Raw genomic sequence first — 26,791 nt, forward strand, 5'->3', positions numbered from 1 at the left:
CGCTGTTTTACGACGGGACGAACGCCACACAGGGTGAATCGGTCCCGAATTAATTACTTGGATCAGTTTCCCATGATGGGATCGCAGGGTCGCGTCGGCGCCGTGCGTCCGCGGCGGCTTGTCAAATCGGCGGCCACCGCGCATCTCGCAAAGCTAACGTCGATCAGGACGGCAGCGGGAGGATCATGGGCGAGAGGATGGTATCGCGGGGCTGGGCCGCGCCGATCATCGTTGCCGCGATGCTGCTCACCGGCTGCCAGCGGCACCAGGGCCAGCCGCCGCGCGCCAACGATGCGATCACGGTGAAGCCGACTCCGTCCGAAATCGCGGTGCCGGTCGATGTCGACATGGGCGACCTGCAGCGGCTGCTCGACCGCAACGTCCCGCGCACGCTGTGGCGGGTCGACAAGCCCGATCAGATCTGCGCCGGACACAAGACGATCGACCTTGGCATCGCCAAGCTGAAGACCCCGAAGGTCAAATGCCATATCGTCGGTGACGTGACGCGCGGGGCGATCCGCATCGCCGGCAGCGGCCGGACGATCCGCGCCACGATTCCGCTCCACGCCGTCGTCCGCGCCGAGGATATCGGCGGCGTGCTGCACGAGACGGCGACGGCGGATGCGGTCGCACATGCCGTGATCACGCTGTCGCTGGCGCGCGACTGGACGCCGCGCGGTACGCTCCGCCTCGATTATGACTGGACCGACACGCCGCATATCGACCTGCTCGGCGTCAAGGTCGACCTGACCGAACAGGCCGACCGCAAGCTCGCCCCCGTCGTCGCCAAGCTGGAGCGCGAACTGCCCGGCGAGCTCGGCCGCATCGGCGTGCGCAAGGCGGTCGAACAGGCCTGGCGCACCGCCTTCGCCACCGTCTCGCTCAACGCCGACCATCCACCCGTGTGGATGCGGATCGAGCCGCAATCGTTCCAATATGGCGGCTACACGATCGACGGCGGGCGGATGCACCTCAACCTTGGCATGCGCGCGATCACCGCGACGCATATCGGCCCGCGACCGGCGCCACCGACGCCGACGCCGCTGCCGCCGCTCGAACCGCTCGCCGCGCCGTCGGGCGACGCCGCCTTCTTCATCCCGGTCTTTTCCGATTATGCGGTGCTCGAGCCGGTGCTGATCCGCGCCCTGCGCAAGCGCGAGCAACGGCCCTTCGCCGTGCCCGGCCTCAATCCGGTGCGCGCGCATTTCCAGCGGGTGCAGATCTATGGCACCACCGGCGGCCGCATCGCCGTCGGCCTGACCTTCACCGCGGTCGAGGGGCAGGGCGGCAAGCCGGCGCGCGGCACCGTCTGGCTGACCGGCAAGCCGGTGACACGGCCCAATTCGCGCCGCGTCGGCTTCGACGGTCTCGCGGTCAGCGGCACCACCGACGTGACCGGCGGCGATCTGGTGCTCGACGTCGTCAACGCGCCGGGCATCGCGACGATGGTGGCGGAGACGCTCGCCCAGAATTTCGAGCGCGACTACGTCGAGCTGATCGGCAAGGTCGATCGCGCCATCGCCGAGAAACGCACCGGCAGCATCGTCATCCACGCCGACCTGCGCGAGGCGCGGACCGGCCAGCTGCAGGCGGCCGGCGCCGGCCTCTACCTGCCGGTCTGGGCGAAGGGCACGGCGTCGGTGACGATCAAGCCGTGACGGCGACGGGCGGCGCCGCGGAACGGGTGCCGAAGGTGAACATTCTCCCTCTATGATAACCAACCGGATCCGCACGATCCGGCATCAGAGTAACCGACGCGTGGCAGAAGAATGGGATGTGCGGGGCGCACACGAGGAAGCGGTCGAGGAGAGGGCGAACCACCGCGAGCCGTTCGGCCAGCAGGTCGCGATCTTTTCCGCCTTGCTGGCGACGGTCGGGGCGATCGTCAGCTTCCTCGGTGGCCACGAGCAGAATGACGCGCTCTATTACAAGAACGAGGCGGTGCTGATGAAGGCGCGCGCCTCCGACGCCTGGGCCTATTATCAGGCGGAGGACATCAAGCGTCACCTCGCCGAAACGACGGCGGCGCTGTCACCGTCGGACCAGGCGCGTCATGCCGCCGATGTCGCACGCTACGCCCACCGTGGTCATGCGCTGCGCGCCACAGCCGAATCCTATGACCGGCGATCCGAAGCGGCCGACGAGGAGGCGCGCCGCGCGCTGCGCCCGCATACCAAGCTCGCGATCGCCATGTCGCTGCTGCAGATCGGCATCGCGCTCGCCTCGATCAGCGCGCTGACCCGGCGGCACTGGCTGTTGCGCGGGGCGGGGGTGTTCGCGCTGATCGGCATCGGCCTCAGCATCGGCGCCTGGTTCTGATCCCAATCCTGATCCCGGCACGCTAACGCCGGGGCCGACACGATGAACGGACGTAGCATGCAGCCAGACGTGATGACGCAGCCCAGGACGATCAGTGGCAATGACGCCCCGACGGTGCATGCGTCGATCACCCCGGCGCCGGCGCTGCGCCCGGAGGAGCCCTATGCGCGCGACGAGCTGCTGCACGAGATCTTCGACGCGACCTGTCGTCAGCACGGCGGCGCGACCGCGCTGCAGCTGATCGGCGCCAGCGAGGAATTCGGCCGCAGCACCAGCTGGAGCTACGACATGCTCGCCCGGCGCAGCCTGGCGCTGGCGCATCGCCTGCGCGCGATGGGGATCGGCCGCGGCGACCGCGTCGTGCTGTGCCTGCCGCGCGGGCTCGATCAATATATGGCGATCCTCGGCGTGCTGCGCGCCGGCGCCGCCTATGTCCCGGTCGACTGGGGCTATCCGCGCGACCGCATCGACTTCATCGTCGAGGATAGCGGCGCGGCGCTGATCCTGACCGTCGCCAGCCGGGCGGGCGACCTCGGCGGTACGACGCTGGCGATCGATGCGGAACTCGGCGATCTTGCCGCCGAACCGGTGCTGCCGCTCGGCCGCGCCGATACCGGCGCGACGCCCGACGACCTTGCCTATATCATCTATACCTCCGGCACGACGGGCCGGCCGAAAGGGGTGATGATCACCCAGGCCAATGCCTGCCATCTCGTCCGGTCCGAAAGCGCGATCCTGGCGCTGGAGACGACGGATGTCGTGTTCGGCGGCTTCAGCCTGGCGTTCGACATGTCGGTGGAGACGATGTGGAGCGCCTTCTTCATCGGTGCGCGCCTGCTCGTCGCGACCGAGGCGCTGGCGAGCAGCGGGCCGGACATCGCGATCGCGCTCGACGCGGCGGGGACGACGATCTGGCACGTCGTGCCGTCGCTGATCGCGCTGGTCGAACATCCCGTGCCGAGCCTGCGCCTGATCAACATGGGCGGCGAGGCGTGCCCGCCCGACCTGCCGCGGCGGCTGGCGCGGCCGGGGCTGCGCCTGCTCAACACCTATGGCCCGACCGAGACGTCGGTCACCGCCACCTGGACCGAGGTCGCGCCCGGCCAGCGGATCACGATCGGCAAGCCCTTGCCCGGCTACACCGCTTGGATCGTCGACGAACATTTGCAGCCGGTGGCGGCGGGGCAGGAGGGCGAGCTGGTGATCGGTGGCCCCGGCGTCGGCGTCGGCTACGTCAACCGGCCCGACCTCACCGCCGAGAAGTTTACCATGACGCCGTTCATGACGCCGTCCGGCGCCGCGGAGCGGATCTATCGATCGGGCGACCTCGTGCGGCTCGACGCGGCGGGCGACATCGATTTCGTCGGACGCATCGACACCCAGGTCAAGATCCGCGGCTTCCGCGTCGAATTGGCGGAGATCGAGGCGGTGATCGGCGAGGCGCCGGGCGTCGCGCAGGCGGTGGTGCATTTGTTCACCGACGATGACGGATCGGAATTCCTCGCCGCCTTCATCGTCGCGCGCAATGGCGAGACGGTCGACGTCGACGCCATCAAGGCGAAGGTCACCGAGCGCCTGCCGACCTATATGCGGCCCGCCGCCTACAAGCTGCTCGCCGCGATGCCGACGCTGCCCGCATCGGGCAAGGTCGATCGCAAGGCGCTGGTCCGGCCGGAGATCAGCGTCGACACCGGCCGCACCATCGTCGCCCCGGCGACACCGATGGAGGAGGCGCTGCACCGCGTCTGGGCAGAGGCCTTCGCGCCGCAACCGGTATCGGTCACCGACGATCTGTTCGAGGATCTGGGCGGCCATTCGCTGAAGGCGGCGCGGCTGGTGTCGGCGGCGCGCAAGGTGCCGGGGCTCGCCGGCCTGTCGCTGGAAGACGTCTATGCCGCGCCGACGATCCGGACGCTCGCCGCGCGCGTCGCCGGCGCGGCACCCGCCGTCGTCCAGGATGCGGCGAGCTTCCACCGCATCGCGGCGTGGAAGCGCTGGCTGTGCGTCGCCGCGCAGACGATCGCGCTGTTGCCGATCTATGCGCTCGCCGGGCTGCAATGGTTCTCGCCCTATCTCGCCTACACCCACCTCGCCGGGCGGGTCGACCGGCTGACAGCGCTGGCGCTCAGCGCCGCCTTCTTCACCATCGTGCCGATCGCGGCGATGCTGTTCTCCATCGTCGCCAAATGGGTGATCGTCGGCCGGTTCAAGGCGGGCGATTATCCCCTGTGGGGCGGCTATTACTTCCGCTGGTGGCTGGTCCGCCGGATCATCGGCGTCACCGCCACGCCCTATCTCGCCGGTACGCCGATGATCCGCGGCTATTACCGGATGCTCGGCGCAAAGATCGGCAAGCGCGCGCATATCGGCGCGGGGACGATCGACACGGTCGACCTGTTCACCTGCGGCGACGATGCGATCGTCAGCGACCAGGCGGTGCTGGCGACCAGTTCGGTCGAGCGCGGCCTGCTGCGGCTTGGCACCGTCACGCTGGGGCCGGGCGCCTTCGTCGGGGCCCAGTCGGTGGTCGGCCGCAACGCCGCTCTGGGCGAGGATGCGGTACTCGACGACATGTCGGCGCTGCAGGCGGACACGGCGATCCCGGCGCGCCAGCGCTGGACCGGCTCGCCCGCGTCCTTCGCCGATCACGTGCCGGCGCGGCCGATGCCGGCACGTGGGGAATCGCCGCTGGCGACGGTCAGCCTGCTGGTCGGCGCGCTGCTGCTGCCGATCATCGCGATCCTGCCGATCGCCCCCGGCCTGATCGCGCTGATCGAGCTCGACTGGGCGACGACCGGCTATGCCTATGTCCTCGTCTCGCCGCTGCTCGCGGTCACCTATGTGGTGATGATGTGCGTGCTGACCGTCGCGGCCAAACGGCTGATCCTGGGCAAGGTGCGTCCCGGCATCTATGCCACCGACAGCGGCTTCTACGTCCGCTACTGGCTGGTGAAGCAGATCAACGATCTGGCGCTGCGGCTGCTGCATCCCATCTTCGCGACGCTCTACGTCATCCCCTGGTACCGCGCCCTGGGCGTCAAGGTTGGCCGCCGGGCGGAGATCTCCACCGCCAGCGCGATCGTCCCCGACCTGGTCGAGATCGGCGCGGAAAGCTTCATCGCCGACTCGGTGATCTTCGGCGCGGCGCGGATCGGCCACGGCACGATCGAACTGGCGCACACCCGCATCGGCCGGCGCAGCTTCATCGGCAATTCGGCGCTGCTGCCGAGCGGCGCGCAGATCGGCGACGAGGTGCTGATCGGCGTCTTGTCCAAGCCGCCCGAGGATCCGAAGCTCGCCACCGACGGCGGCAGCACCTGGTTCGGCTCGCCGGCCATCCGCCTGCCGGTGCGCCAGGTCGCGACGATGTTCGACGAGGGCGCACGCTTCAATCCGTCCAAGCGGCTGATCGCCACCCGTCTGGCGATCGAGGCGGTGCGCACGACGCTGTCGCTGACCGCCTTCCTGGTCTTCTTCAGCCTGCTGTTGTCTGTCGTCGGCGACCTCGACGACCTCGAACGCGGCGGGCTGATCATCGGCCTGAGCTTCCCCTTCCTCTATGTCGGCTTCTGCCTGGCCTGCGGCCTGTTCGTGCTGGCGCTGAAATGGCTCGTCGTCGGCCGCTACAAGGCGACCACCGCGCCGCTGTGGAGCACCTTCGTCTGGCGCACCGAGCTGGTCACCGCGACATATGAGAATCTCGCGGTCGCCAATCTGCTCGAGCCCTTGCGCGGCACGCCGTGGCTCGGCCTCTACCTCAGGCTGATGGGGGCGAAGGTCGGTCGGCGCTGCTACATCGACACGACCGACCTCACCGAGCACGATCTGGTGACGATCGGCGACGACGTCGCGCTCAACGATTTCGCCGGCTTGCAGACGCATCTGTTCGAAGACCGGGTGATGAAGGTCGGCGCGATCCGCGTCGGCGACCGGGCGACGATTGGCTCGCTGGCGATCGTGCTCTACGATGCGGAGGTCGGCGCCGACGCGCAGCTCGGCGATCTGTCGGTGGTGATGAAGGGCGAGACCCTGCCCGACGGCACCAATTGGGAAGGCAGCCCGGCACGGCTCGCAACCGGCGGGTGACGCCGGTCTGGTACGACGGGCCTCTCGCCGCGATCGACCCCGCAGCGCGCGCCGTGGTTTGGGCCCTGGCGGACGAGGGGCCGATGGCGCGGCAGGCGGCGGCCCGGGCTCTGGTCGCGCATCTCGCCGGCGGCGAGGCCGACCGCGTTCGGCTGGCCCGCGATGTCGAGGGCGCGCCGCGCGTCGCCAGTCCCGGCGGCTGGCATATCAGCCTGTCGCGGCGCGGCGGCACCTGTCTGGTCGCCGCTGCCGACGTGCCGATCGCGGTCGACCGCGAGATCGTCGATGCGGCGCCGCCGTTGTGGGACATGCTGACCGCCGATGAGGCGGCGGCGGTGCGGGCGCTGCCCGCGCCCGAACGGCCGCGCGCATGGCTGCGTCGCTGGACGATCAAGGAGGCGCACGCCAAGTTGGTCGGCACGCCGCGACGGCTGGCGGCGGAGGCGATCGCGACGCGGCTGGTCGACGCCGTCCACGCCACGGCGGAATGTCACGGCCGGTCGCGTTGCTGGACGCGCGACACCGGCACGGCGATCGAAACGGTCGCGATATGGGCGACCGATGCAGGAGGAATGGCATGAGCCGGGTGGCGGTACGGGCCTATGATCCCGCGGACCGGGCGGCGGTGCTGGCGATCTTCGACAGCAACCTCCCCGAATATTTCGGCGCCGGCGACCGCGAGTGGCTGGAGGAGACGCTGGACGATCCCGATGGCCCGGCCTTCGTCGTCACCGTCGACGGTGCCGCCGCCGCCTTCGGCGGTTACGAGCTCTGGGAACATTACAACAAGGCGCTGCTCTATTGGGGCATGGCGTCGCGGCGCTTCCACCGCGCCGGGCTCGGGCGGCTGCTGCTGTTCGCGCGGCTGGCGCATGCGGCGCAGGCGGCGGAGCCGGCGACGCGCTGGGTGACCGTCGACACCTCGCCGCGGGTCGCGCCGTTCTTCGAACGCTGCGGCTTCGAGACCACGGCGGTGTGGCCGCAGGGTTATCGCTCCGGCATGACGATGCACGAGCTGCGCTTCGATCTGGCGGCGACGACGGCGGCGGCGCTGGTAGCGGCGTGCGACGCGGCGCTGGCCGCGGCCGAGCGGCACGTCGCCGACCTGTAGGGGCGGGGCGGGTCGATCGCGCGGCACCTGCGTTGAGCTGGTAAGGAGAAGGATCGATGCTCATTGTCACTCTGCTGATCGCCGCGAGCTCGCCCCAGCTCGACCGCTGCCTCAACAGCGGCGAGGCCGCGCGTGGCGTCACGCCGGCGATGGCGGCCTGTTTCGGCGCCGACTATCGCCGCGCCGACGCCAGGCTCAACGCGACCTATCGCGCGACGCTGCGGCGGCTGCCGCCGGCACGGCAGGCGGCGCTGCGGCAGGCACAGCGCGGCTGGATCGCCCGGCGCGACGCCGCCTGCCCGCTGCAGACGGGGGATGGCGTCGGCACGATCGAGCGGCTCAATCATCCGGCCTGCCTGACCCGCGAGACCGATCGCCGCACCGCCTGGCTCGCCCGCTTCCGCTGACCCGCAGTGGCGGTCGCCGGTTCGGCGCGATAAGGCGGCACCGGCAACACCAACGGAGAAGTCCCGACATGCGGCTCAGCGCACGCAACCAGATCGCCGGCACGGTCACGTCCATTACCCCCGGCGCGGTCAATGGCACGGTGAAGGTCGACATCGGCAACGGCACGATCGTCACCGCCAGCATCACCGAGGAAGCGGTGCACGACCTCGGTCTCGCCGTTGGCGACACGGTCACCGTGGTGGTCAAGGCCAGCGACGTGATGATCGGCAAGTGACGTGAAGATCGGTCCGCTCTGGCTGAAGCTACAGGTGGCGTGCGGCGACGCGCCGGCGATCGGCCCGGGCAAGGCGGCGCTGCTGGAGGCGATCGCTACCCACGGATCGATCTCCGCGGCGGGTCGCGCGCTCGGCATGAGCTATCGCCGGGCGTGGCTGCTGGTCGACGAGATGAATCGCTGCTTCGATCCGCCGCTGGTCGAGACGCTGCGCGGCGGCGGGCTGGAGCGCGGCGCCCGTCTCACCGAGACCGGCGGCGTCGTGCTCACCGCCTATCAGGCGCTGGAGCGCCGCGCCGCCGCCCAAGTCGCCGATGACCCCGCCTATGCGACGCTGCGTGGCTTGCTGCGCCCGGAACCGCTGCCGCCGGCGAAATAGCCGCAAGACGCGATCTTCTATATACGGACGGATATAGCCTCGATATATCGATGGATATAACGAGCGGGCTGCCCCGCCACGATAGGGGTATCCGACCGATGACGAAGCGTTGTGCGTGGCTGCTGTGCGCCGCGGCCCTACCATTGAGCGCCGGCCAGGCCGGGGCACAGACGCAGATCCTCACCACCGAAGGCGACGGCACCGACAGCGCCCGCCCAGCGGAGGAGGGCGCCGTCCCCGACGTGATCGTCACCGCGCGCCGCCGCGCGGAAAGCGCGCAGCAGGTGCCCGCTGCGTTGTCGGTGGTCGACGGCGCGCTGCTCGACCGCAGCTACACCATCAATACCCAGGGGCTGACGACGCTGATCCCCAGCCTCAACTACAGTTCCGCCAATCCGCGCAACACCGCCTTCACCATCCGCGGCCTGGGATCGAGCGTCGTCGCGGTCAGCCAGGCGAACGACGGGCTGGAGCCGGGCGTCGGCGTCTATATCGACCAGGTCTATCATGCCCGTCCGGCGACCGCGGCGTTCGACTTCGCCGACATCGAGCGGGTCGAGGAATTGCGCGGCCCGCAGGGAACGCTGTTCGGCAAGAACACCACCGCCGGCGCGCTCAACATCAGTTCGCGCGCGCCGACCTTCACGCGCGAGGGGTTCGCCGAACTGTCCTACGGCAGCTACGACACGGTCCAGGCACGCGGCTGGGTGTCGGGGCCGATCAGCGACGCGATCGCCTATCGCGTGTCCGCCGTCTCGACCCGCCGCGACGGCGTGCTCGACAACGTCCGCACTGGCCGTGCCGCCAACACGCTGGGGACGCAGGCGGTGCGCGGGCAATTGCTGGTCAGGCCCGACGACACGATCCAGATGCGGATCATCGCCGACTTCACCAATTTCCAGGCCTATTGCTGCACCCAGGTCTATCTGCGCACCGGCACGTCCCTGCGTGCGGCCAACCGGCAGTTCGGCGGCCCGAGCGGTCTCGCCGCGCAATTCGGTTACACGCCGGCGAGCACCGATCCTTACGATCGCAAGACCGATATCGACGGGCCGCTCGGCGTCGACACCAACGAGGGCGGGGTCAGCGCGATCACCGACTGGAACCTGGGGCCGGCAACGCTCACCTCGGTCAGCGCGTGGCGCTTCTGGAATTGGGATGCGGAAAACGACCGCGACTATACCGGCATCCCAGTCCAGCTGTCGCAGCATATCCCGTCGCGCCAGGACCAGTATAGCCAGGAATTGCGCCTCGCCTCGAACGGCGATGCGCGCTTGTCCTACGTCGTCGGCCTCTACGGCTTCCGCCAGCGGCTGACCGGCCGGCCGATCAGCATCTACGGGCCGGCCGCGGCACGCTATCTGATCGGCACCACCACCGGCACCGCCAATACGCCGGTGCCCGCCAATCTGCTCGACGGCTACGGCCAGGACGGCCGCACCGATTTCCGCAGCACCAGCTATGCCGCCTTCGGCGAGGCCAATTACCGGATCGTCCCGCGGCTGACCGCGACGCTCGGGCTGCGCTACACGCAGGAGGACAAGGACGGTTATTACGCCACCACCGTCTTCGGCGGACCCGCCACCACCAACGCCGCGCTGATCAGCGCGCGGCTCGGCGTGTTGCGGCCGCAGAGCTACCAGGCGCACGACAGCGACGGCAGCTTGTCCGGCCGCGGCAATCTCGCCTGGCAGGCGACCGACACCACGCTCGCCTACGCCAGCTATGCGCGCGGCTTCAAATCGGGTGGCATCAACATGTCGGGCCTGCCGCTCGACAATGCCAACCAGCCGGTGCTCGCCACGGCGGTCGTCCGCCCCGAACGCAACGAGACCTATGAGATCGGCCTGAAGAACGCGCTGTTCGATCGTCGCCTGATCGTCAACATCGACGGCTATTACACCAAGGTGCGCGACTTCCAGGCGACGGTGGTCGAGAATTCGCTGACCCAGACGGTGCAGTTGCGCGGCTATCTGTCGAACATACCCCAAGTGACGGTGAAGGGGGTCGAGGCGGATGTCACCGCCGTCCTGCTCCCCGGCCTCAGCCTGCGGGCCAACGCCGCTTACGCGGACGGCCGCTACAGCGACTATCCGGCCGGACCATGCCCGCTGGAGGTGCAGACCGCCGCCACCACCCGATGCAGCCTGACCGGCCGGCGGCTGGCGTCGTTGCCGCGCTTCGCGATCACCGCCGGCCTCGACTACGTCCGTGCGCTGGGCGATGGCGAGATCATGCTGCACGTCGATACCGCCTCGCGCAGCGGCTATAACGGCGACCCCAGCCTGTCGCGCTTCACCTATATCCGGGCCTATAATCTGACCAACGCCAACATCGGCTATCGCTTCGCCGATGGGGTTGAGGCGATCGTCTGGGCGCGCAATCTGCTCGCCGCCGACTATATCCAGAACCTGACCATCCAGGCGGGCAATTCCGGCCTGATCCTCGGCACGCCCAGCGATCCGCGCACGATCGGCGGGACGATTAGGTTCCATCTTTGAACGGGCGCTCTTGAAAGAATAAAGCTTTGCGAGCCCGCGGCTTTTCCGACTAGATTGGCAACCTAGGCTAAGGAGGAAGCTGCATGTCGCTCATCATCAACGGGATGGCGGTGGCGGCCCCCGCCGACCCCCGCGTCTCGCTGCTCGACCATCTGCGCGAGACGCTGCACCTGACCGGTACCAAGAAGGGCTGCAATCAGGGCGCATGCGGCGCCTGCACAGTGCTGGTCGACGGCGAGCGCATCCTGTCCTGCCTCGCACTGGCGGTGCAATATGACGGCCGCGCGATCACCACGATCGAGGGGTTGGCGAACGACGACGGCCTTCACCCGTTGCAGGCCGCGTTCATCGAACATGACGGCTTCCAGTGCGGCTATTGCACGCCGGGCCAGATCTGCTCGGCGATCGGCATGGCGGCGGAGGCGAAGCGCGGCGTGCCCAGCCACGTCAGCGCCGATCTGGTCGGCGATGTCGCGCTGACCCGCGAGGAGGTGCAGGAGCGGATGAGCGGCAATCTGTGCCGCTGCGGCGCACACAACGGGATCATCGACGCGATCCGGCACACGCTGGTCGAGGAAGTGGCAGCATGACGCCGTTCGACTATGCCCGCGCCGGCGACACGGCGGAGGCGCTGCGCCTCGGCACGGGGCAGGGGGTCGCCTATCTCGGCGGCGGGACCAATCTGGTCGATCTGATGCGCGAGACGGTGGCGCGACCCGACCGGCTGGTCGACGTCTCTGGCCTGTCGTCCGACATCACCGAGACGCCGGACGGCGGCCTGCTGATCGGCGCGGGCGTGCGGAACACCGCGCTCGCCGAACATCGCGCCGTGCGCGAACGTTATCCGGTGCTCACCCGCGCGATCCTCGCCGGCGCCTCGGCCCAGATCCGCAACATGGCGACCGTCGGCGGCAATCTGCTGCAGCGGACGCGCTGCACCTATTTCTACGACACCGACGGTTCGCGCTGCAACAAGCGCGCGCCGGGATCGGGCTGCGATGCGCGCGACGGCTTCAATCGTATTCACGCCGTGCTCGGCGCCTCCGACGCCTGCGTCGCGACGCATCCGTCGGACATGTGCGTCGCGCTGGCCGCGCTCGACGCGACCGTCCATGTCGAGGGCGCGGACGGCCGGCGTACGATCGCCTTCGGCGAACTGCACCGGCTGCCCGGCGATACGCCGGACCGCGACACCGTGCTGCAGCCCGGCGATCTGATCACCGCGGTGGAACTGCCGGCGCTGCCGCTGGCGGCGCGCTCGACCTATCGCAAGGTGCGCGACCGGGCGAGCTACGCCTTCGCGCTGATCTCCGTCGCCGCGGCGGTGGAGATGGACGGCGACCGCATCGCCGACCTGCGCATCGCCTTCGGCAGCGTCGCGCACAAGCCGTGGCGGGCGACCAAGGCGGAAGACGCGCTGCGTGGCGGTCCTGCGACCGAAGCGGCGATCCGTGCTGCGGCGGAGGCGGAATTCGCCGACGCGCGCCTACTGCGCGACAATGGCTTCAAACCCTTGCTGGCGGCGCGCACCCTGGCCGCCGTTATCGGCGACCTTGCACAAGGAAAAGCGGCATGAGCATCGTCGAAACGGTCAAACAGGCGGCGCAGGGCGTCGCGCAGAGCGCGATGCAGAAGCTGGTGCCGCTCGCCCCCGACAGCTGGATTCCGGGCGGCGTCCCCGATCCGCTGATCGCCCGCAAGCACGGCCTGATCGGGTCGCCGGTGTCGCGCCTCGACGGCGCGCTCAAGGTGCAGGGCGAGGCGCGTTTCGCGGCCGAATATCGCTTCGACGACATGGTCTATGCCGCGCTCGCCTTCGCAACGATCGCGCGCGGCCGGATCACCGCGATCGACAGCACCGCGGCCGAGGCGGCGCCCGGCGTCGTGCTGGTGATGACCCACCGCAACGCGCCGCGGATGAACAAGCCCGGCGTCTTCGGCTCGTCGCCGACCGCGGTCGGCCCCGCCGATCTGCCGATCCTGCAGGACGATCGCATCCACTGGAACGGCCAGCCGATCGCCTGCGTCCTCGCCGAGACGCAGGAACAGGCGGATCATGCCGCCAGCCTGCTGCGCTTCACCTTCGCCGAGGAACCGTCGACCACCAGCCTCGAACAGGCGAAGGCGAACGGGATCGAAAAGGGCGTATTCATGGGCCGCCCGCTCGCCGACACGATCGGCGACGCCGATGCGGCGCTGGCCACGGCGGCGCACCGGGTCGACCAGCGCTATTTCACGCCGCGCCACAACCACAACCCGATCGAACCGCATGCGGCGACGCTGGCATGGCAGGGCGACGAACTGATCATCCACGACGCCAGCCAGATGGTCACCGCACAGGCGCAGACGATCGGCGAGGTGTTCGACCTGAAGCCTGCACAGGTGCGCCTGACCTCGCCCTATGTCGGCGGCGGCTTCGGTTCGAAGGGCCTGTGGGATCATCAGATCATCGGCGCCGCCGCGGCCAGGCTGGCGGGACGGCCGGTGCGCATCACGCTATCGCGCGAGGGCGTCTACCGCACCGTCGGCGGCCGCACCCTGACCGAACAACGGGTCGCGATCGGCGCCGACGCCGATGGCCGGTTCCAGGCGCTGATCCACACCGGCCTGTCGGTGATGACGCCGCACAACAACATGCCGGAACCGTTCATCCTCGGCACCCGCGCCGGCTATGCCGCGCCCAACATCACGCTGGGCGTCGAGGTGACGCGGATGAACATGCTCGCCAACACCTTCATGCGCGCGCCAGGCGAGGCGGTCGGCACCTTCGCACTGGAATGCGCGATCGACGAACTGGCGGTCGACATGGGCATCGATCCGGTCGAACTGCGCCTGCGCAACGAGCCGGACAAGGACCCGACCTCGGGCCTGCCCTTCTCGTCGCGCCATATCGTCGAGGCCTGGCGACAGGGGGCGGAGAAATTCGGCTGGGCCGATCGTCCGACCACCGCCGGTACGCGCCGCGACGGCGAATGGCAGATCGGCGTCGGCTGCGCGACCGGCACCTATCCCTATTACCGAATGCCGGGCGCGCAGGCGCGGATCACCCTGGTCCGCGACGGCGACGCAGTGCGCGCGCAGGTCGATGTCGCGGCGGCGGAAATGGGGATGGGGACGTCGACCACCACCGCGCTGGTCGCGGCGGAACGGCTCGGCCTGCCGCTCGACCGGGTCGCGGTCGACTACGGCGATTCGCTGATTCCGGGGGCGATCATGGCCGGCGGGTCGCAACAGACCGCGGCGATCGGCGCGGCGGTGATCGCCGCGCACAATGCGCTCGTGGCCGAATTGCTCAAACTCGCCGGCAACGATTCGCCGCTTGCCGGCCTGTCGCCGGACGAGGTCGGCAGCGAGGAGGGCGGCCTCACCAAGCTCGACGATCCGGCCCGCCGCGAAAGCTATGCCTCGATCCTCGCCCGGGCGCAGCGCGATCAGGTGCAGGTGACGCAGGCCGGCTCGCCGCCGCTCGAGCTGATGCACTGGTCGATGCATTCGCACAGCGCCCTGTTCTGCGAGGTCCGGGTCAATGCGGTCACCGGCGAGACGCGGGTCAGCCGCTTCCTCGGCTCGTTCGATTGCGGCCGCATCCTCAATCCCAAGACGGCGCGCAGCCAGTTCCGCGGCGGCATCATCATGGGCCTCGGCATGGCGCTGATGGAGGAAACCCAGTTCGACGAGCGCTACGGCCGGATCATGAACCCCAGCCTCGCCGAATATCACGTCCCCGTGCATCTCGACGTGCCCGACATCGACGTGATCTGGACCGACATCGCCGATCCGCACACGCCGATGGGCGCGCACGGTATCGGCGAGATCGGCATCACCGGTGTCGCCGCGGCGGTCGCCAATGCGATCTACAACGCCACCGGCAAGCGCATCCGCGACCTGCCGATCACTTTGGATAAGCTATTGTAATGAATTGACAATTTTGGCGGAGTGGCCGTCTGGGCCACCTCGCCTGTGCGTGAACTTCGAGAACTTCGGACGCTAGCGGCCGTCCGTCGCCCAGTCGCCCCGGCGGCTCGCGTCGGTGGCTGCGGCGGGCCGTGCGGTCGCGGCGCCCTGCAGGCGCAGGATCGTCCAGTCGCCCCGCACGTCGCGCCCCGTCTCCCGCGCGCCCTGCGCCGCATAGGCCTCGACCACCTTCGCCGCCTGATTGGACAGCAGGCCGGCCAGCACGATCGTCGCGCCGGGGGCAGCGATGCCCGCGACCTCCGGCGCCATCGCGATCAGCGGCCCGGCCAGGATGTTGGCGATGACGAGGTCGTAGGGGCCGCCCGCGACGATCGCCGGGTCGCGCGTCCCGTCGGCGACGATCAGCGCGACCTCCTCGACCTCGTTGAACGCCATGTTCTCGCGCGTCACGTCGACCGCGATCGGGTCGATGTCGGTCGCCGTCACCGCCGCCTCCGGCCACAGGTGCCGCGCCGCGAAGGCGAGCAGGCCGGTGCCGGTGCCCAGATCGATGATCCGCGCAAAGCCGGCGCCCTCGACCGCCAGCCTGTCGAGCATCGCCAGGCAGCCGCTCGTCGTGCCGTGGTGGCCCGTACCGAACGCCTGGCCGGCGTCGATCAGGAAGGCGCGCCCACCCTCCGGCGTCTCGACCGGATGTGCGCTGGTATGGACGACGAAGCGGCCCTCGCGGATCGGCTCCAGCCCGGCCTGGCTCATCGCCACCCAGTCGGCGTCGGTCAGCGGCTCGACGACCGGGTCGCGCCCACTCGCGCTCGGCACCAGCGCGTGCAGCGACGCGAGCATCGCCGCATCGGGCTCGGCGTCCATATAGGCGTCGAGCCGCCAGCGCTCGACATCGTCCTCGACCTCTTCGGTGGTCATCAGCACCGCGTCGATCGCCAGGTCCGACGCGGCGTCGATCGCCTCCGCCTCGGCGCGGGTGCAGGGCAGGGTGACCTTCCAGCTGGTGACTTCAGCGGACATAGCTGGCTCCGTTCACGTCGAGCACCGCGCCGGTCATCGAGGCCGGGGCCTCCAGCGCGCAGAAGCGCGCGACCTTGGCGACCTCCTCGGGCATCGCCACCTTGCCGAGCGGGATGTCGGCGAGCAGGCCCTCGCCGCCGCGGCTGGCGAGATAGTCGTCGGCCATGCCGGTCATCGTAAAGCCGGGGCAGATGGCGAAGGCATAGATGCCCTCGCGCGCATAGCCGCGGGCGATCGTCTTGGTCATCGCCACCATGCCGGCCTTGGCCGCGGCATAATGCCAGTGCGCCGGGCTGTCGCCCCGATAGGCGGCGCGGCTGGCGATGTTGACGATGCGACCGTGCGTGCCGCGCTCCTGCCAGTGGCGCACTGCGAGCCGGGACAGCTCCGCCGCCGCGGTCAGGTCGATGCGCAGGGTCCGTTCCCAGTCGCCGACCCAGTCGTCGTGGTCGCGGTCGAGCGGATTGGCCTCGAACACCCCGGCATTGTTGATTAGCACGTCGATCGTGCCGTCCGCCTGCTCCAGCGCGGCCTGCCACAAGGCGCGTGGGCCGGCGGGGTCGGCGAAGTCGGCGGCGATGCCGCTCTGCGTGCCGTGGCCGATGACGGTCTGGCCGGCGTCGGTCAGCGCAACATGGATCGCGGCACCGATCCCGCGGCTCGATCCGGTGAGAAGGATAGTCATCGCCTGCCCTTACGGCGGGCTGGGGCGACCGGCAACGCCTGTTCCCCTCCCGCGGACGGGAGAGGGCAGGGGCGTCAGGCGGCGACCTTGGCGACGAACTCGCCGGCGCTCGACTTCAGCGTGGCCAGCCGGCCGTCGAGGCGGTCGAAGCCGCGGCCGACGCTGTCGATCTCGGTCGCCACCGCCTCGGTATCCTCACGGATCGCGGCGATGGTGGTGGACATGGAGTCGGCGGCGAGCGCGGTCTCGTCGACCGCAGCGGTGATCGCGGTCACCGTCTGCGCCTGTGCCTCCATCGCATAGCGGATGCGGTCGGCGCTTTCCTGCACCTCGGTCACCGTCGTCTTGATCGAGGCATTGGTGTCGACCGTCGATCGGGTCGCGGCCTGGATCGAGGCGATCTTGGCGGCGATGTCGTCGGTCGCGCGCGCGGTCTGGTTGGCGAGGCTCTTCACCTCCTGGGCGACCACCGCGAAGCCGCGGCCGGCGTCGCCGGCGCGCGCCGCCTCGATCGTCGCGTTGAGCGCGAGCAAATTGGTCTGGCCGGCGATGTCGCGGATCAGACCCAGGATCGACTCGATCGACTTGGCATGGTCCGACAAAGCCTCCGACATGCCGACCGCATCGCTCGCCTGAACGCTGGCGCGCTGGGCGATCTCGGCGGCGGCCTCGACCTCGGTACGGGCATCCTCGATCGCACGGATCAGGCCGGCCGCAGTCTGCGCCGCCTCGCGCATCGCGACGGCGGACTGTTCGGCCGCGGCGGCGACCTCGCTTGCCTTGCCCAGCATGCCGCGCGCCGAACCCGAGCTGCGCTGCGCCTGCGAGCGGAGCGCCTGGCCCTCGTCGGTCGCGGTTTCGACGGCGCTGGCGATACCCTCGCGGAATTCCGAGGCCAGCCGGTCGCGGGCCACGCGATTGCTATAGTCGTGGAAGCCGGCGAACAGCTCGACGGTCAGCTCGGTCTCCATGCCGAACAGGCGCATCAGCACGTCGACCAGCACCGATCGGCGCGGATCGTCGGTGGGCAGCCGTTGCATCAGGGCCTTGAGCGCGGCGCGATCGGATGCGCAGGACATCGCCAGCACCTCCATCGTCGATACGCCCGCCGCATAGGCGGAGGCCACGGCACGCTCGAGCGATTCGACCCATTCGCGGCCGCTGAGATTGCAGAAGCGGTTGCGCAGATAGGTAATGCCCACCGCGACGCGCCGCTCACGCTCGTGCAGCGACCATTCCGGTGCGCCGGGATTCTGCAGACGCCAATGGCCCCAATAGGCCTCGACGATATCGGCCGCATCGGGCTCGATGATCGACCACAGTTCGACGGCGCGCTGGACCAGCGTGTTCTCACCCCCGTCGAACGCCTTGATCCGACTGGTCAGGTCGATCGCGGCGGCGATCGTGGTCGGCTGGGGCAAAGCGATATCGGACAAGTCGGCACTCCGCGACGCTGATTGAGGTTCTGTCCGCATCGCTATCGCCCATTGGTTAATGGTCAGTTAGAGCGCAGGCATACGGCTTGCATCATCGGCGCACGCGCCTAATAGGCAGGGCAATCATACCCGAGGACCGTCCATGGCATCCCGCACTCCGGCTCGTCCGAAGAGCCCACATCTCTTTGCCGGCTTTCTGAAGCTCCACTATGCCTGGGGACCGCACATGCTGGTCTCGATCCTTCATCGCGCGACCGGCACGGTGATGGCGACGCTCGGCACGGTGATGCTGGTGTGGTGGCTCGCGGCACTGGCGGGCGGGGCGGAAAGCTATGCGACCTTCCGCGACGTTTTCACGACGTCGGCGGGACACCTCAACATCATCGGCTGGCTGGTCGGTGTCATGCTGAGCTGGGCGTTCTTCACGCACATGCTCAACGGCATCCGCCACCTGGTGATGGATGCGGGGGCCGCGTTCGAGCTGAAGCGCAACAAGATGTTCAGCCTGGTCGTGCTGGTCGGCGGCATTGCGCTGACCGCCGCCTTCTGGCTCTATCAGGGGATCAAGTGATGGGTTCGGGCACCAGCATCGGCCGCGTCCGCGGCCTCGGCAGCGCCAAGGAAGGCGCGCATCATTGGTGGCGCCAGCGGCTGACCGCCGGATCGAACCTGTTGCTGATGCTCTGGTTCGTCATCTCGATGGCGCGTCAGCCCGCCTTCGACTACACGTCGATGCACCTGTGGCTGTCGTCGGCCTGGGTCGCCATTCCGATGATCCTGCTCGTCGTATCGGTCTTCTATCACTTCCGCCTCGGCCTGCAGGTCGTGATCGAAGATTACCAGCACGACGAACAGCGCGTCGCCGCGCTGATCGCGCTCAACTTCTTCACGGTCGGCACCGCCGCCGTCGCCATCTTTGCGATCCTGCGGGTCGCCTTCGGAGCTGCCGCATAATGGCTGATGCGTACAAGATCATCGACCACACGTACGACGCTGTGGTCGTCGGCGCGGGCGGATCGGGCCTGCGCGCCGTCATGGAATGCGCGCAGAACGGTCTGAAGACCGCCTGCATCACCAAGGTGTTCCCGACGCGCAGCCACACCGTCGCGGCGCAGGGGGGCATCGCCGCGTCGCTCGGCAACATGGGTCCAGATCACTGGACCTGGCATATGTACGACACCGTCAAGGGTTCCGACTGGCTCGGGGACCAGGACGCGATCGAATATATGGTGCGCGAGGCGCCGGCCGCGGTCTACGAGCTGGAACATGCCGGCATGCCGTTCAGCCGCACGGACGAGGGCCGCATCTACCAGCGCCCGTTCGGCGGCATGATGCAGAACATGGGCGAGGGCCCGCCCGCGCAGCGCACCTGCGCCGCGGCGGACCGTACCGGCCATGCGATGCTGCACACGCTCTACCAGCAATCGCTGCGCTACGATGCCGATTTCTACGTCGAATATTTCGCGCTCGACCTGATCATGGAGAATGGCGAGTGCCGGGGCGTCATCGCCCTGTGCATGGAAGACGGCAGCATCCACCGTTTCCGCAGTCACAACACCGTGCTCGCCACCGGCGGCTACGGCCGCTGCTATTTCTCCGCGACCTCGGCACATACCTGCACCGGTGACGGCGGCGGCATGGTGCTGCGCGCCGGCCTGCCGCTACAGGACATGGAGTTCGTCCAGTTCCATCCGACCGGCATCTACGGCGCGGGCGTGCTGATCACCGAGGGTGCGCGCGGCGAGGGCGGCTATCTGACCAATTCCGAGGGCGAGCGCTTCATGGAGCGTTACGCCCCCTCGGCGAAGGATCTGGCATCGCGCGACGTCGTGTCGCGGTCGATGGCGATGGAGATGCGCGAAGGCCGCGGCGTCGGCCCGCACAAGGACCATATCTTCCTGCACCTCGACCATATCGATCCCAAGGTGCTGCACGAGCGGCTGCCCGGCATCACCGAGACGGGCAAGATCTTCGCCGGCGTCGACCTGACCCGCCAGCCGCTGCCGGTGACGCCGACCGTCCACTACAACATGGGCGGCATCCCGACCAACTTCCACGGCGAGGTCGTCCAGCTGAAGGACGGCAATCCGGACAGCGTCGTCCCGGGCCTGTTCGCGGTCGGCGAGGCGGCGTGCGTCAGCGTGCACGGCGCCAACCGCCTCGGCTCCAACTCGCTGATCGATCTGGTCGTGTTCGGTCGGGCGACGGGCAAGCGGATTGCCGACATCACCAAGCCAAACACCAGCCACAATCCGCTGCCCAAGGGCTCGGAAGAGCTGGCCTTGGGCCGTCTCGACACGTTCCGTCATGCCGCCGGCGGCTCGCCAACCGCGCAGATCCGTCTTGAGATGCAGCGCACCATGCAGAAGCATTGCGCCGTGTTCCGCGACAATGCGCTGCTGAGCGAGGGGCAGACGCTGATCAACGGCCTGTACAAGCGCATGGCCGATGTCGGCATCCAGGATCGCAGCCTGATCTGGAACACCGATCTGGTCGAGACGCTGGAACTCGACAATCTGATCAGCCAGGCCGTGGTGACGATGGAATCGGCTGCGAACCGTAAGGAATCGCGCGGGGCGCACGTCAACGAGGATCATCCGGATCGCGACGACGCGAACTGGATGAAGCACACGATCACGACCTTCGACGGCTGGGGCGGCGAGGGCGGCAGCACCGCGATCGATTATCGCCCGGTGCATGATTACACGCTGACCGACGAGGTCGAGTACATCAAGCCGAAGAAGCGGGTGTATTGATCACGTCGATCTGACACGTTCGTCGAGCGGCAAGGGGCGGGGGGAGTGCAGTCCTCCCCCGCCCCTTTTCGTTTGTCGAAGGTGAAGCATTTGTGCCCTTGCTGAGGCCCTCTGGCTCTGCCATCGTATACGATCTACGAGGTGAGTTTCGATGCGCGTTCTGGCCCTGACACTGATTGCCTTCTCCTCCGCCACCGCAGCGCAGACTCATCTCGAGGGTCCGGATTACGCCGCAACCGTTGTCACGGCGCCGCCGCCCGCGCTGAAACTCGATCGCTTCTACAGCCGCTATGTCGATGCCGCGGGTATTCCGGTCGCTGCCTCCTCGAAGGTGCCGCCGGTCGCCCTGCTGTTCGCGCGCGACGTCATCCGCGACATGCTGGTCGAGCGGCCCGACCTCCGCCATTGGCTGATCGCGCGCGGCTATCGCGTCGCGGTGATGTCTCCCGAAGAGGGGACGATGGATCTTCCCGAACAGCGCGACTGGAAGAAGCCGAAAGCCGACGATCCGGCTTTAACGGTCTGCGAACGCAAACATTATGACGAACGGATCGGGCGTCTTACCGACGCACAATATTGGAACGGCCGCGCCCGTGGCATGGGCGGCAAGCTGACCTCTGGGGCCGAGGAAAACCTGCTCGGGCTCGACCACGACCGCTATCGTGGCGAGAACATCTTCGTGCATGAATTCAGCCATGCGATCCTCGATGCGGTGATCGAGGCCGACCCCTTGCTCTACCAGCGCGTCGAACGCGCTTATGCCGCGGCGCTGGCGGCCGGGCGGTGGAAGGGCGAATATGCCGCCACCACCGTCCAGGAATACTGGGCCGAGGGCACGCAATTCTGGTTCAACTCAAACAAGGTCGCCCGCTTCGGCGACGTTGTCGTGCTGTCCGATGCGGATCTGGTCCGGTACGATCCCGCCCTCGCCGACGTCCTGCGTGCCGTCTATGGCGATCGTCACCGGCTTGCAACGGACGTCTTCTGGAACAGTCCTGCCCGCGTGCCGCCGGGCGGCCCGCCGACCTTCACCGCCGAGGTGTGCTGACGGTCACTCGGGCAGAAGATCCGCGAGCTGGCGGATCGCCTGGCCTTCGAAGGCCGCGACCGCCTCGCCGTCCAGGTCCACAGGTCGCTCCGGCGTTAGCACCGCCTCGTTCTGCAGGCCGTTGTCGAGCGCGAGCCACGCCCGCACCGCCCCGGCGAGGTTGGTCACCTCCGGCACCTCACTGTCGCCGCGCTGCACGGCGTCAAGGGCGGCGCTCATCGTCCAGTCGATCTCAGCCAAGATCGTTCTCGCTGACGACGATCCGCTCCTGATCGGGATCGCGCGCCAAGGCGGCGGTGGCGGCGCGCTCCGCTGCGGCACTGTGCAATTGGAAGACGGGCAGAGGATCGGTCGGTACCGCGCCAGCCAGCGCCTCCAGGACGTCGTAGCGCAATGCGAAGTCGTAACGCTCGCCGCTTGCCTCGCCGGCGAACTCGATCTGCCGCTCGTCGACATTGTCGAACACGGTGGCGGTATCGATCGTCACATGGGATTCGGCCATAAACTTTGCGTCCTTTCGATCAGTGTCGGGTGCGGTGGCGCGAGGCGATCAACGCGCCCAGCCCGGCGGCGAGGCCGACACCGATGGCCGCGGTTGTGCCGGGGTATTCCGCCGCGGTGGTGTAGAAACTGGTCTGGCGCGCGTGATGTTCGCCGGAGCGGATGCGTCCGGTGCGCACGCTGGCGAAGAGATTGTCCGGCCGCGGCTGCGGCCGTGCCGGGTCGACGAAGCTTGCTGCCGCCTTGGGCGCAAGGACTTCGAACAGCGCCGGAAAATGGGCGGCGAACAGCGCCTGCGCGCGCCCCGCACCGCCGACGGTGATCTCGCGCTTCACGTGCGTCGCGCAATGCAGGATCGCTTGGGCGACCAGCTTCGGATCGTAGACCGGCGGCGGGATCTGGGCCTCGCCCGGTTCGCGATTGGCGGCATGCTGCGCGATCGGGGTATCGATGCCCGACGGCTTGACCAGCGTCACCGAGATCGGCAGCCCGGCCTCGCCCAGCTCCATGCGCAGTGCCTCAACATAGGCCTTGATCGCATGTTTCGACGCCGCATAGGCGCCCATCAGCGGGCTCGGCATATCCCCGGCGATCGATCCGATGGTGATCAGGGCGCCGCCCCGTTCCAGATGCGGAATGGCGGCGAGGCAACCGTGGACCGTGCCAAAGTAGTTGGTGCGGAAGAGTTGCTCGTGTTCCTCGGCAGGTGTCTCGCGCAGCGCGGCGTAGATCGCGACCCCGGCGCCGTTGATCCAAGTGTCGATCCGCCCGAACCGCTGCACCGCATGGGCGGCCGCGGCACGCAAACGCGCTGCGTCGCCGACGTCGGCGGCGAAGGCGTCGGCGGTGCCGCCGCTCGCCACGATCTCGGCAACGATCGGGCGCAGGTCCTTGTCCTCCCGCGCGATCAGCAGCACCCGCGCGCCGGCCTCCGCAGCCGCGCAAGCGGTAGCAAGTCCGATGCCGGAACTTGCGCCGGTGATGACGATGACCTGTTCCGCGAGCGGCTTGAGCGTCGGCTTCATGGGCAATTCCCGTGGGTTGCTTCGCGTCCCAAGCGTCTCAGCCGGGCGCGGGTTCCGCCGCGATTCGCGCGGAACCGGACAGTGATGCGAATGGTTCGCACGCCATGATCCAGGCCCCCAATACCGCCCGCGACTATCCTCTGCTCGCCCGCCCGCATGTCCAGCTGCACGGACCGGTGGACGAAGGGATGTACGATCGCTTCAAGAGCCAGCTCGCCGCGGCGCCCGCCGATGGCCCGCTGGTGGTCTCTCTGACTACACTTGGCGGCGACCCGGAAATGGGCCGGGCCATGGGCGACGACATTCGGCTGCTGCGAGACCATAGCGGTCGAGACGCCCTGTTTCTGGGCAAGGTCGCCGTCTATTCCGCCGGCGCCACCTTCATGGCTGCATTTCCTGTCGAGCGCCGTTTCCTGACCCGCAACACCCGGCTGATGCTGCACGAACGCCAGATGACCGGCAGTCTCGATCTTTCGGGGCCGCTCACCACCCTACCTGTCGTGCTGAAGGCCAAGTTGCATGAGATCGAACAGTCGGTCCTGATCCAGGAGGAAGGGTTCCGCGCGATCGTCGCCGGCTCGCAGGTCACGTTCGAGCAGTTGCGCGATCGCGCGCGGAGCAACTGGTACGTCGAGGCCGAGGAGGCCAAGGCGCTGGGACTGGTGCTCGACGTGATCTAACCCCACCTTGGGGGTTGCACCCGCGCGGCGAAAGGCATAGCCGCAGGTGCAGCAATTCAAGGAGCGCTGCGGCGATGGCCGACTTCACCCTGCCCAAGAACAGCAAGGTTCGCGCCAAGGGCAAGGTCCATAAAGCGAATGGCGACGCCAAGCGCGTCAAGACCTTCAAGGTCTATCGCTACGACCCCGACACGGGCGAGAACCCGCGGTACGACACGTTCGAGATCGACCTCGATAGCTGCGGTCCGATGGTGCTCGACGCGCTGATCAAGATGAAGGGCGAGCAGGACAGTTCGCTGACCTTCCGTCGTTCGTGCCGCGAAGGCATTTGCGGATCGTGCTCGATGAATATCGACGGCCGCAACGGCCTCGCCTGCACCACCGCGATCGAGGACATTCGCGGCGAGGTGAAGATCACGCCGTTGCCGTCGATGGACGTGATCAAGGACCTGGTGCCCGATTTCACGCACTTCTACGCGCAGTACAGCTCGATCAAACCGTGGATGCAGACGGTCAGCCCGCCGCCGTCGGGCAAGGAGCGGCTTCAGTCGCCGGAGGATCGCGCCAAGCTGGACGGGCTGTACGAGTGCATCCTGTGCGCTTGCTGCTCGACGTCCTGTCCGAGCTATTGGTGGAATGCCGACAAGTTCCTCGGCCCGGCGATCCTGCTGCAGGCCTATCGCTGGCTTGCCGACAGCCGTGACGAGATGACCGGCGAGCGGCTCGACCAGCTGGAAGATCCCTTCCGCCTGTATCGCTGCCACACGATCATGAACTGCGCCAACACCTGCCCGAAGGGGTTGAACCCGGCCAAGGCGATCGCCGAGGTCAAGAAGATGGAAGCCGAGCGCATCCTGTAACTTGGCGCTCGAACACCCTCGTCCGGCCGACTCTGCGCCGGTCCCTGCCTCGCCCGACGGGAGTGGTACGGCGGCCTTTGGTGCGGCCGGGGCGACGGGCGGGGAGGGCAAGGCTGTGCCGTTCCGCTACGAAGCCGACCCTGACGTTCCCGGGTGGATGCTCTGGCAGTTGGGTGACAGCAGCCGCTTCAATGCCTTCCTCGGGCCCATCCATGTCAGGGTCGAGGACGGCATCGCGCGTGTCCGCATGACGCCGACGCGCGCGCACAGCAATCTACGCGACCAGATCCATGGCGGTGCGCTGCTCGGCTTCATCGATTGCGCCCTGTTCGCGGCGGCCCGGGGTTTCGATTTGCTGCAGGCCGGCGGCGGGGTGACGCTCGACCTCGCGACGCAATTCATCGGCGGCGGGGCGATCGACCGTCCGGTCGAGGCACGGATCGAGCTTCTACGGGAAACCGGCCGACTTCTGTTTTTGCGTGGACTGATCGTGCAGGACGACGTCTCGACGATCGCCAGCTTCACCGCGACGCTGCGGAAGTCGACCCCGCCCGCCATCGCCTAAATGTTCACCATGCTCCCGGACCCGCGGGGGCGCCGTATGCGACAGGGCTGGCGGTCGAAGGGGCCGCGCGGTTTGGTCGCGCAGGAGATTGTCCGTGTCCGCTGTTCTCGCTGCCTATGACGCGCTGATCGCCGCCGGCGAGTTGCGCCCGGACGCGGAGCAGCGTTCCGCCGCGGAATGTCTCGATGCCCTCGCTGTCGCGCTGGAGCGGCCGCAACGGCGCGGCCTGCTCGCTCGCGTCACCGGCCGCGCGACGAGCGTGCGTGGTGTCTATCTGTGGGGCGACGTCGGACGCGGCAAGTCGATGCTGATGGACCTGTTCTTCGCCAATGTCGGTGTGGCGGCGAAGCGGCGGGTGCATTTCGCCGAATTCATGCTGGAGGTGCACGGCCGGATCGCGATCGAGCGGCGCCGCGAGGTCGGCGATCCGATCGCGCCGGTCGCGGCGGCACTGGCATCGGAGACGCGGCTGCTCGCGTTCGACGAGATGATGGTCACCAATTCGCCCGATGCGATGATCCTGTCGCGGCTGTTCACCGCGCTGATCGCGGCCGGCGTGACGATCGTCACCACCTCGAACCGCGCGCCGTCCGACCTGTATCGCAACGGCCTCAATCGCGAGCATTTCCTGCCCTTCATCGCATTGATCGAAAGCCGGCTGGACGTGCTCGCGCTTAACGGGCCGGTCGACTATCGGCGCGACCGGCTCGGCCAGCAGGACACCTGGCTGGTGCCGAACGGACCGCAGGTGACGGCGGAACTGTCCGCCGCCTTTTTCCGACTGACGGACCATGAAGTCAGCGAACCCATCCCCTCGGAGGACCTGAACGTGCAGGGGCGCACCTTGCATGTTCCCAAGACGCTGAAGGGCGTCGCGGTATTCTCCTTCAAGAAGCTGTGCGGCGAGGCGCGGGGCGCGGCGGACTATCTGGCGGTCGCGCGCCGGTATCACACGGTCATTCTGGTCGGCATTCCGAAGCTGGGGCCGGAGAACCGCAACGAGGCGGCGCGGTTCGTGCAACTGATCGACGCGCTCTACGAGCATAAGGTCAAGCTGCTCGCCGCTGCGGATGCGCAACCCGACGCGCTCTATCCCGAAGGCGACGGCCGCTTCGAATTTCAGCGCACCGTCAGCCGGTTGGAGGAAATGCGCTCGGACGACTATCTTGCCCAGGGGCATGGTGCGGCGGGGGAGACGGCCTAGCGCCGCCCCGCGGCA

The 26,791-nt window shown here is 68.4% G+C and carries 26 protein-coding genes; 20 read left to right on the forward strand and 6 right to left on the reverse strand.

Translation table 11 applies throughout. The annotated features are described in order from the left end of the window. Positions 1-197: 197 nt before the first annotated feature. The 12 genes from D9601_RS14250 (at position 198) to D9601_RS14305 (ending at position 14,993) form a co-directional block, all read left to right on the forward strand. Positions 198-1,658 (forward strand): DUF4403 family protein, encoded by a 1,461-nt coding sequence (locus tag D9601_RS14250; protein ID WP_198354702.1) that lies wholly within the window; start codon positions 198-200, stop codon positions 1,656-1,658. Between the two features lie 118 nt (positions 1,659-1,776). Then, the gene (locus tag D9601_RS14255; protein WP_332838009.1) at positions 1,777-2,319 is read left to right on the forward strand and encodes a DUF4337 domain-containing protein; all 543 of its coding nucleotides are present in this window, start codon (positions 1,777-1,779) and stop codon (positions 2,317-2,319) included. Between the two features lie 57 nt (positions 2,320-2,376). Continuing rightward, on the forward strand, positions 2,377-6,405 hold the full coding sequence (locus tag D9601_RS14260) for a Pls/PosA family non-ribosomal peptide synthetase (RefSeq protein WP_232474225.1): 4,029 nt from the start codon (positions 2,377-2,379) through the stop codon (positions 6,403-6,405). Then, entirely contained in the window at positions 6,402-6,986 is a 585-nt protein-coding gene (locus D9601_RS20150; RefSeq protein ID WP_198354704.1) for a 4'-phosphopantetheinyl transferase family protein, read from the forward strand. Before D9601_RS14260 ends, D9601_RS20150 begins: the two co-directional genes overlap by 4 nt. After that, complete coding sequence (locus D9601_RS14270; RefSeq protein WP_198354705.1) at positions 6,983-7,516, forward strand: GNAT family N-acetyltransferase; 534 nt, start codon at positions 6,983-6,985, stop codon at positions 7,514-7,516. Before D9601_RS20150 ends, D9601_RS14270 begins: the two co-directional genes overlap by 4 nt. Positions 7,517-7,572: 56 nt before the next feature. Further along, positions 7,573-7,923, forward strand: a complete 351-nt coding sequence (locus D9601_RS14275; RefSeq protein ID WP_198354706.1) for a lysozyme inhibitor LprI family protein — start codon at positions 7,573-7,575, stop codon at positions 7,921-7,923. Positions 7,924-7,991: 68 nt separating this feature from the next. Continuing rightward, positions 7,992-8,198: a TOBE domain-containing protein gene (locus tag D9601_RS14280; RefSeq protein WP_198354707.1), complete on the forward strand. Its 207-nt coding sequence runs from the start codon at positions 7,992-7,994 to the stop codon at positions 8,196-8,198. 1 nt (position 8,199) lies between these two features. Next, on the forward strand, positions 8,200-8,577 hold the full coding sequence (locus D9601_RS14285) for a winged helix-turn-helix domain-containing protein (protein ID WP_198354708.1): 378 nt from the start codon (positions 8,200-8,202) through the stop codon (positions 8,575-8,577). 98 nt (positions 8,578-8,675) lie between these two features. Next, complete coding sequence (locus D9601_RS14290) at positions 8,676-11,078, forward strand: TonB-dependent receptor (protein WP_198354709.1); 2,403 nt, start codon at positions 8,676-8,678, stop codon at positions 11,076-11,078. A gap of 83 nt (positions 11,079-11,161) precedes the next feature. Beyond that, positions 11,162-11,668: a 2Fe-2S iron-sulfur cluster-binding protein gene (locus tag D9601_RS14295; RefSeq protein WP_198354710.1), complete on the forward strand. Its 507-nt coding sequence runs from the start codon at positions 11,162-11,164 to the stop codon at positions 11,666-11,668. Continuing rightward, a complete protein-coding gene (locus tag D9601_RS14300; RefSeq protein ID WP_198354711.1) occupies positions 11,665-12,654 on the forward strand; it encodes an FAD binding domain-containing protein in 990 nt (329 codons plus the stop codon). The genes D9601_RS14295 and D9601_RS14300 overlap by 4 nt, the downstream gene beginning before the upstream one ends. After that, on the forward strand, positions 12,651-14,993 hold the full coding sequence (locus tag D9601_RS14305; RefSeq protein ID WP_198354712.1) for a xanthine dehydrogenase family protein molybdopterin-binding subunit: 2,343 nt from the start codon (positions 12,651-12,653) through the stop codon (positions 14,991-14,993). Before D9601_RS14300 ends, D9601_RS14305 begins: the two co-directional genes overlap by 4 nt. Positions 14,994-15,065: 72 nt before the next feature. Here D9601_RS14305 and D9601_RS14310 read toward each other — a convergent pair whose 3' ends face one another. The 3 genes from D9601_RS14310 to D9601_RS14320 form a co-directional block, all read right to left on the reverse strand. Continuing rightward, positions 15,066-16,016 carry a 50S ribosomal protein L11 methyltransferase gene (locus D9601_RS14310; protein ID WP_198354713.1) on the reverse strand — a complete coding sequence of 317 codons (951 nt, stop codon included), beginning with the start codon at positions 16,014-16,016 and terminating at the stop codon, positions 15,066-15,068. After that, positions 16,006-16,701, reverse strand: a complete 696-nt coding sequence (locus tag D9601_RS14315; protein WP_198354714.1) for an SDR family NAD(P)-dependent oxidoreductase — start codon at positions 16,699-16,701, stop codon at positions 16,006-16,008. Before D9601_RS14315 ends, D9601_RS14310 begins: the two co-directional genes overlap by 11 nt. Before the next feature lie 74 nt (positions 16,702-16,775). Next, positions 16,776-18,137 carry a methyl-accepting chemotaxis protein gene (locus tag D9601_RS14320; protein ID WP_232474226.1) on the reverse strand — a complete coding sequence of 454 codons (1,362 nt, stop codon included), beginning with the start codon at positions 18,135-18,137 and terminating at the stop codon, positions 16,776-16,778. A gap of 142 nt (positions 18,138-18,279) precedes the next feature. On the opposite strand from D9601_RS14320, the gene sdhC reads away from it, so the two are divergent. From sdhC to D9601_RS14340, 4 genes are all read left to right on the forward strand, one after another. Then, the gene (gene sdhC / locus D9601_RS14325; RefSeq protein WP_198354716.1) at positions 18,280-18,708 is read left to right on the forward strand and encodes a succinate dehydrogenase, cytochrome b556 subunit; all 429 of its coding nucleotides are present in this window, start codon (positions 18,280-18,282) and stop codon (positions 18,706-18,708) included. Then, positions 18,708-19,091 carry a succinate dehydrogenase, hydrophobic membrane anchor protein gene (gene sdhD, locus D9601_RS14330; protein WP_198354913.1) on the forward strand — a complete coding sequence of 128 codons (384 nt, stop codon included), beginning with the start codon at positions 18,708-18,710 and terminating at the stop codon, positions 19,089-19,091. The genes sdhC and sdhD overlap by 1 nt, the downstream gene beginning before the upstream one ends. Continuing rightward, positions 19,091-20,893: a succinate dehydrogenase flavoprotein subunit gene (gene sdhA, locus D9601_RS14335; RefSeq protein ID WP_198354717.1), complete on the forward strand. Its 1,803-nt coding sequence runs from the start codon at positions 19,091-19,093 to the stop codon at positions 20,891-20,893. The genes sdhD and sdhA overlap by 1 nt, the downstream gene beginning before the upstream one ends. 151 nt (positions 20,894-21,044) lie before the next feature. Beyond that, positions 21,045-21,941 carry a glycoside hydrolase gene (locus tag D9601_RS14340; RefSeq protein ID WP_232474227.1) on the forward strand — a complete coding sequence of 299 codons (897 nt, stop codon included), beginning with the start codon at positions 21,045-21,047 and terminating at the stop codon, positions 21,939-21,941. A gap of 3 nt (positions 21,942-21,944) precedes the next feature. Here D9601_RS14340 and D9601_RS14345 read toward each other — a convergent pair whose 3' ends face one another. Genes D9601_RS14345 through D9601_RS14355 form a run of 3 tightly spaced genes read right to left on the reverse strand, consistent with a single transcriptional unit; the run spans position 21,945 to position 23,467 of the window. Beyond that, complete coding sequence (locus D9601_RS14345) at positions 21,945-22,181, reverse strand: hypothetical protein (protein WP_198354718.1); 237 nt, start codon at positions 22,179-22,181, stop codon at positions 21,945-21,947. Continuing rightward, positions 22,174-22,443 carry a DUF1488 family protein gene (locus D9601_RS14350; RefSeq protein ID WP_198354719.1) on the reverse strand — a complete coding sequence of 90 codons (270 nt, stop codon included), beginning with the start codon at positions 22,441-22,443 and terminating at the stop codon, positions 22,174-22,176. Before D9601_RS14350 ends, D9601_RS14345 begins: the two co-directional genes overlap by 8 nt. 19 nt (positions 22,444-22,462) lie before the next feature. After that, positions 22,463-23,467, reverse strand: coding sequence for an SDR family oxidoreductase (locus D9601_RS14355; protein WP_198354720.1), 1,005 nt, complete (start codon positions 23,465-23,467; stop codon positions 22,463-22,465). A 104-nt stretch (positions 23,468-23,571) separates the two neighbouring features. Between D9601_RS14355 and D9601_RS14360 the strand changes: the two genes are divergently transcribed. From D9601_RS14360 to zapE, 4 genes are all read left to right on the forward strand, one after another. Further along, positions 23,572-24,147 carry a ClpP family protease gene (locus D9601_RS14360; protein WP_198354721.1) on the forward strand — a complete coding sequence of 192 codons (576 nt, stop codon included), beginning with the start codon at positions 23,572-23,574 and terminating at the stop codon, positions 24,145-24,147. A 74-nt stretch (positions 24,148-24,221) separates the two neighbouring features. Next, positions 24,222-25,007: a succinate dehydrogenase iron-sulfur subunit gene (locus D9601_RS14365; RefSeq protein WP_198354722.1), complete on the forward strand. Its 786-nt coding sequence runs from the start codon at positions 24,222-24,224 to the stop codon at positions 25,005-25,007. A gap of 1 nt (position 25,008) precedes the next feature. Then, positions 25,009-25,572, forward strand: coding sequence for a PaaI family thioesterase (locus tag D9601_RS14370; RefSeq protein ID WP_332838010.1), 564 nt, complete (start codon positions 25,009-25,011; stop codon positions 25,570-25,572). A gap of 94 nt (positions 25,573-25,666) precedes the next feature. Beyond that, positions 25,667-26,776 (forward strand): cell division protein ZapE, encoded by a 1,110-nt coding sequence (gene zapE, locus D9601_RS14375; protein ID WP_198354723.1) that lies wholly within the window; start codon positions 25,667-25,669, stop codon positions 26,774-26,776. The last annotated feature ends 15 nt before the right edge of the window (positions 26,777-26,791 follow it).

This window comes from Sphingomonas sp. MA1305 (genome assembly GCF_016107325.1).
Lineage (GTDB): Bacteria > Pseudomonadota > Alphaproteobacteria > Sphingomonadales > Sphingomonadaceae > Sphingomonas.

Excerpts from the sequence above, each read along its gene's own strand:
- D9601_RS14365 (WP_198354722.1), top strand. The coding sequence starts at position 24,222 with ATGGCCGACTTCACCCTGCCCAAGAACAGCAAGGTTCGCGCCAAGGGC.
- sdhA (WP_198354717.1), top strand. The coding sequence starts at position 19,091 with ATGGCTGATGCGTACAAGATCATCGACCACACGTACGACGCTGTGGTC.
- D9601_RS14350 (WP_198354719.1), bottom strand. The coding sequence starts at position 22,443 with ATGGCCGAATCCCATGTGACGATCGATACCGCCACCGTGTTCGACAAT.
- D9601_RS14270 (WP_198354705.1), top strand. The coding sequence starts at position 6,983 with ATGAGCCGGGTGGCGGTACGGGCCTATGATCCCGCGGACCGGGCGGCG.
- D9601_RS14250 (WP_198354702.1), top strand. The coding sequence starts at position 198 with ATGGTATCGCGGGGCTGGGCCGCGCCGATCATCGTTGCCGCGATGCTG.
- sdhD (WP_198354913.1), top strand. The coding sequence starts at position 18,708 with ATGGGTTCGGGCACCAGCATCGGCCGCGTCCGCGGCCTCGGCAGCGCC.
- D9601_RS14340 (WP_232474227.1), top strand. The coding sequence starts at position 21,045 with ATGCGCGTTCTGGCCCTGACACTGATTGCCTTCTCCTCCGCCACCGCA.
- D9601_RS14290 (WP_198354709.1), top strand. The coding sequence starts at position 8,676 with ATGACGAAGCGTTGTGCGTGGCTGCTGTGCGCCGCGGCCCTACCATTG.
- D9601_RS14310 (WP_198354713.1), bottom strand. The coding sequence starts at position 16,016 with ATGTCCGCTGAAGTCACCAGCTGGAAGGTCACCCTGCCCTGCACCCGC.
- D9601_RS14305 (WP_198354712.1), top strand. The coding sequence starts at position 12,651 with ATGAGCATCGTCGAAACGGTCAAACAGGCGGCGCAGGGCGTCGCGCAG.
- D9601_RS14295 (WP_198354710.1), top strand. The coding sequence starts at position 11,162 with ATGTCGCTCATCATCAACGGGATGGCGGTGGCGGCCCCCGCCGACCCC.
- D9601_RS14315 (WP_198354714.1), bottom strand. The coding sequence starts at position 16,701 with ATGACTATCCTTCTCACCGGATCGAGCCGCGGGATCGGTGCCGCGATC.
- D9601_RS14280 (WP_198354707.1), top strand. The coding sequence starts at position 7,992 with ATGCGGCTCAGCGCACGCAACCAGATCGCCGGCACGGTCACGTCCATT.
- D9601_RS14355 (WP_198354720.1), bottom strand. The coding sequence starts at position 23,467 with ATGAAGCCGACGCTCAAGCCGCTCGCGGAACAGGTCATCGTCATCACC.
- sdhC (WP_198354716.1), top strand. The coding sequence starts at position 18,280 with ATGGCATCCCGCACTCCGGCTCGTCCGAAGAGCCCACATCTCTTTGCC.
- D9601_RS14275 (WP_198354706.1), top strand. The coding sequence starts at position 7,573 with ATGCTCATTGTCACTCTGCTGATCGCCGCGAGCTCGCCCCAGCTCGAC.
- D9601_RS14300 (WP_198354711.1), top strand. The coding sequence starts at position 11,665 with ATGACGCCGTTCGACTATGCCCGCGCCGGCGACACGGCGGAGGCGCTG.
- D9601_RS14260 (WP_232474225.1), top strand. The coding sequence starts at position 2,377 with ATGCAGCCAGACGTGATGACGCAGCCCAGGACGATCAGTGGCAATGAC.
- D9601_RS14360 (WP_198354721.1), top strand. The coding sequence starts at position 23,572 with ATGATCCAGGCCCCCAATACCGCCCGCGACTATCCTCTGCTCGCCCGC.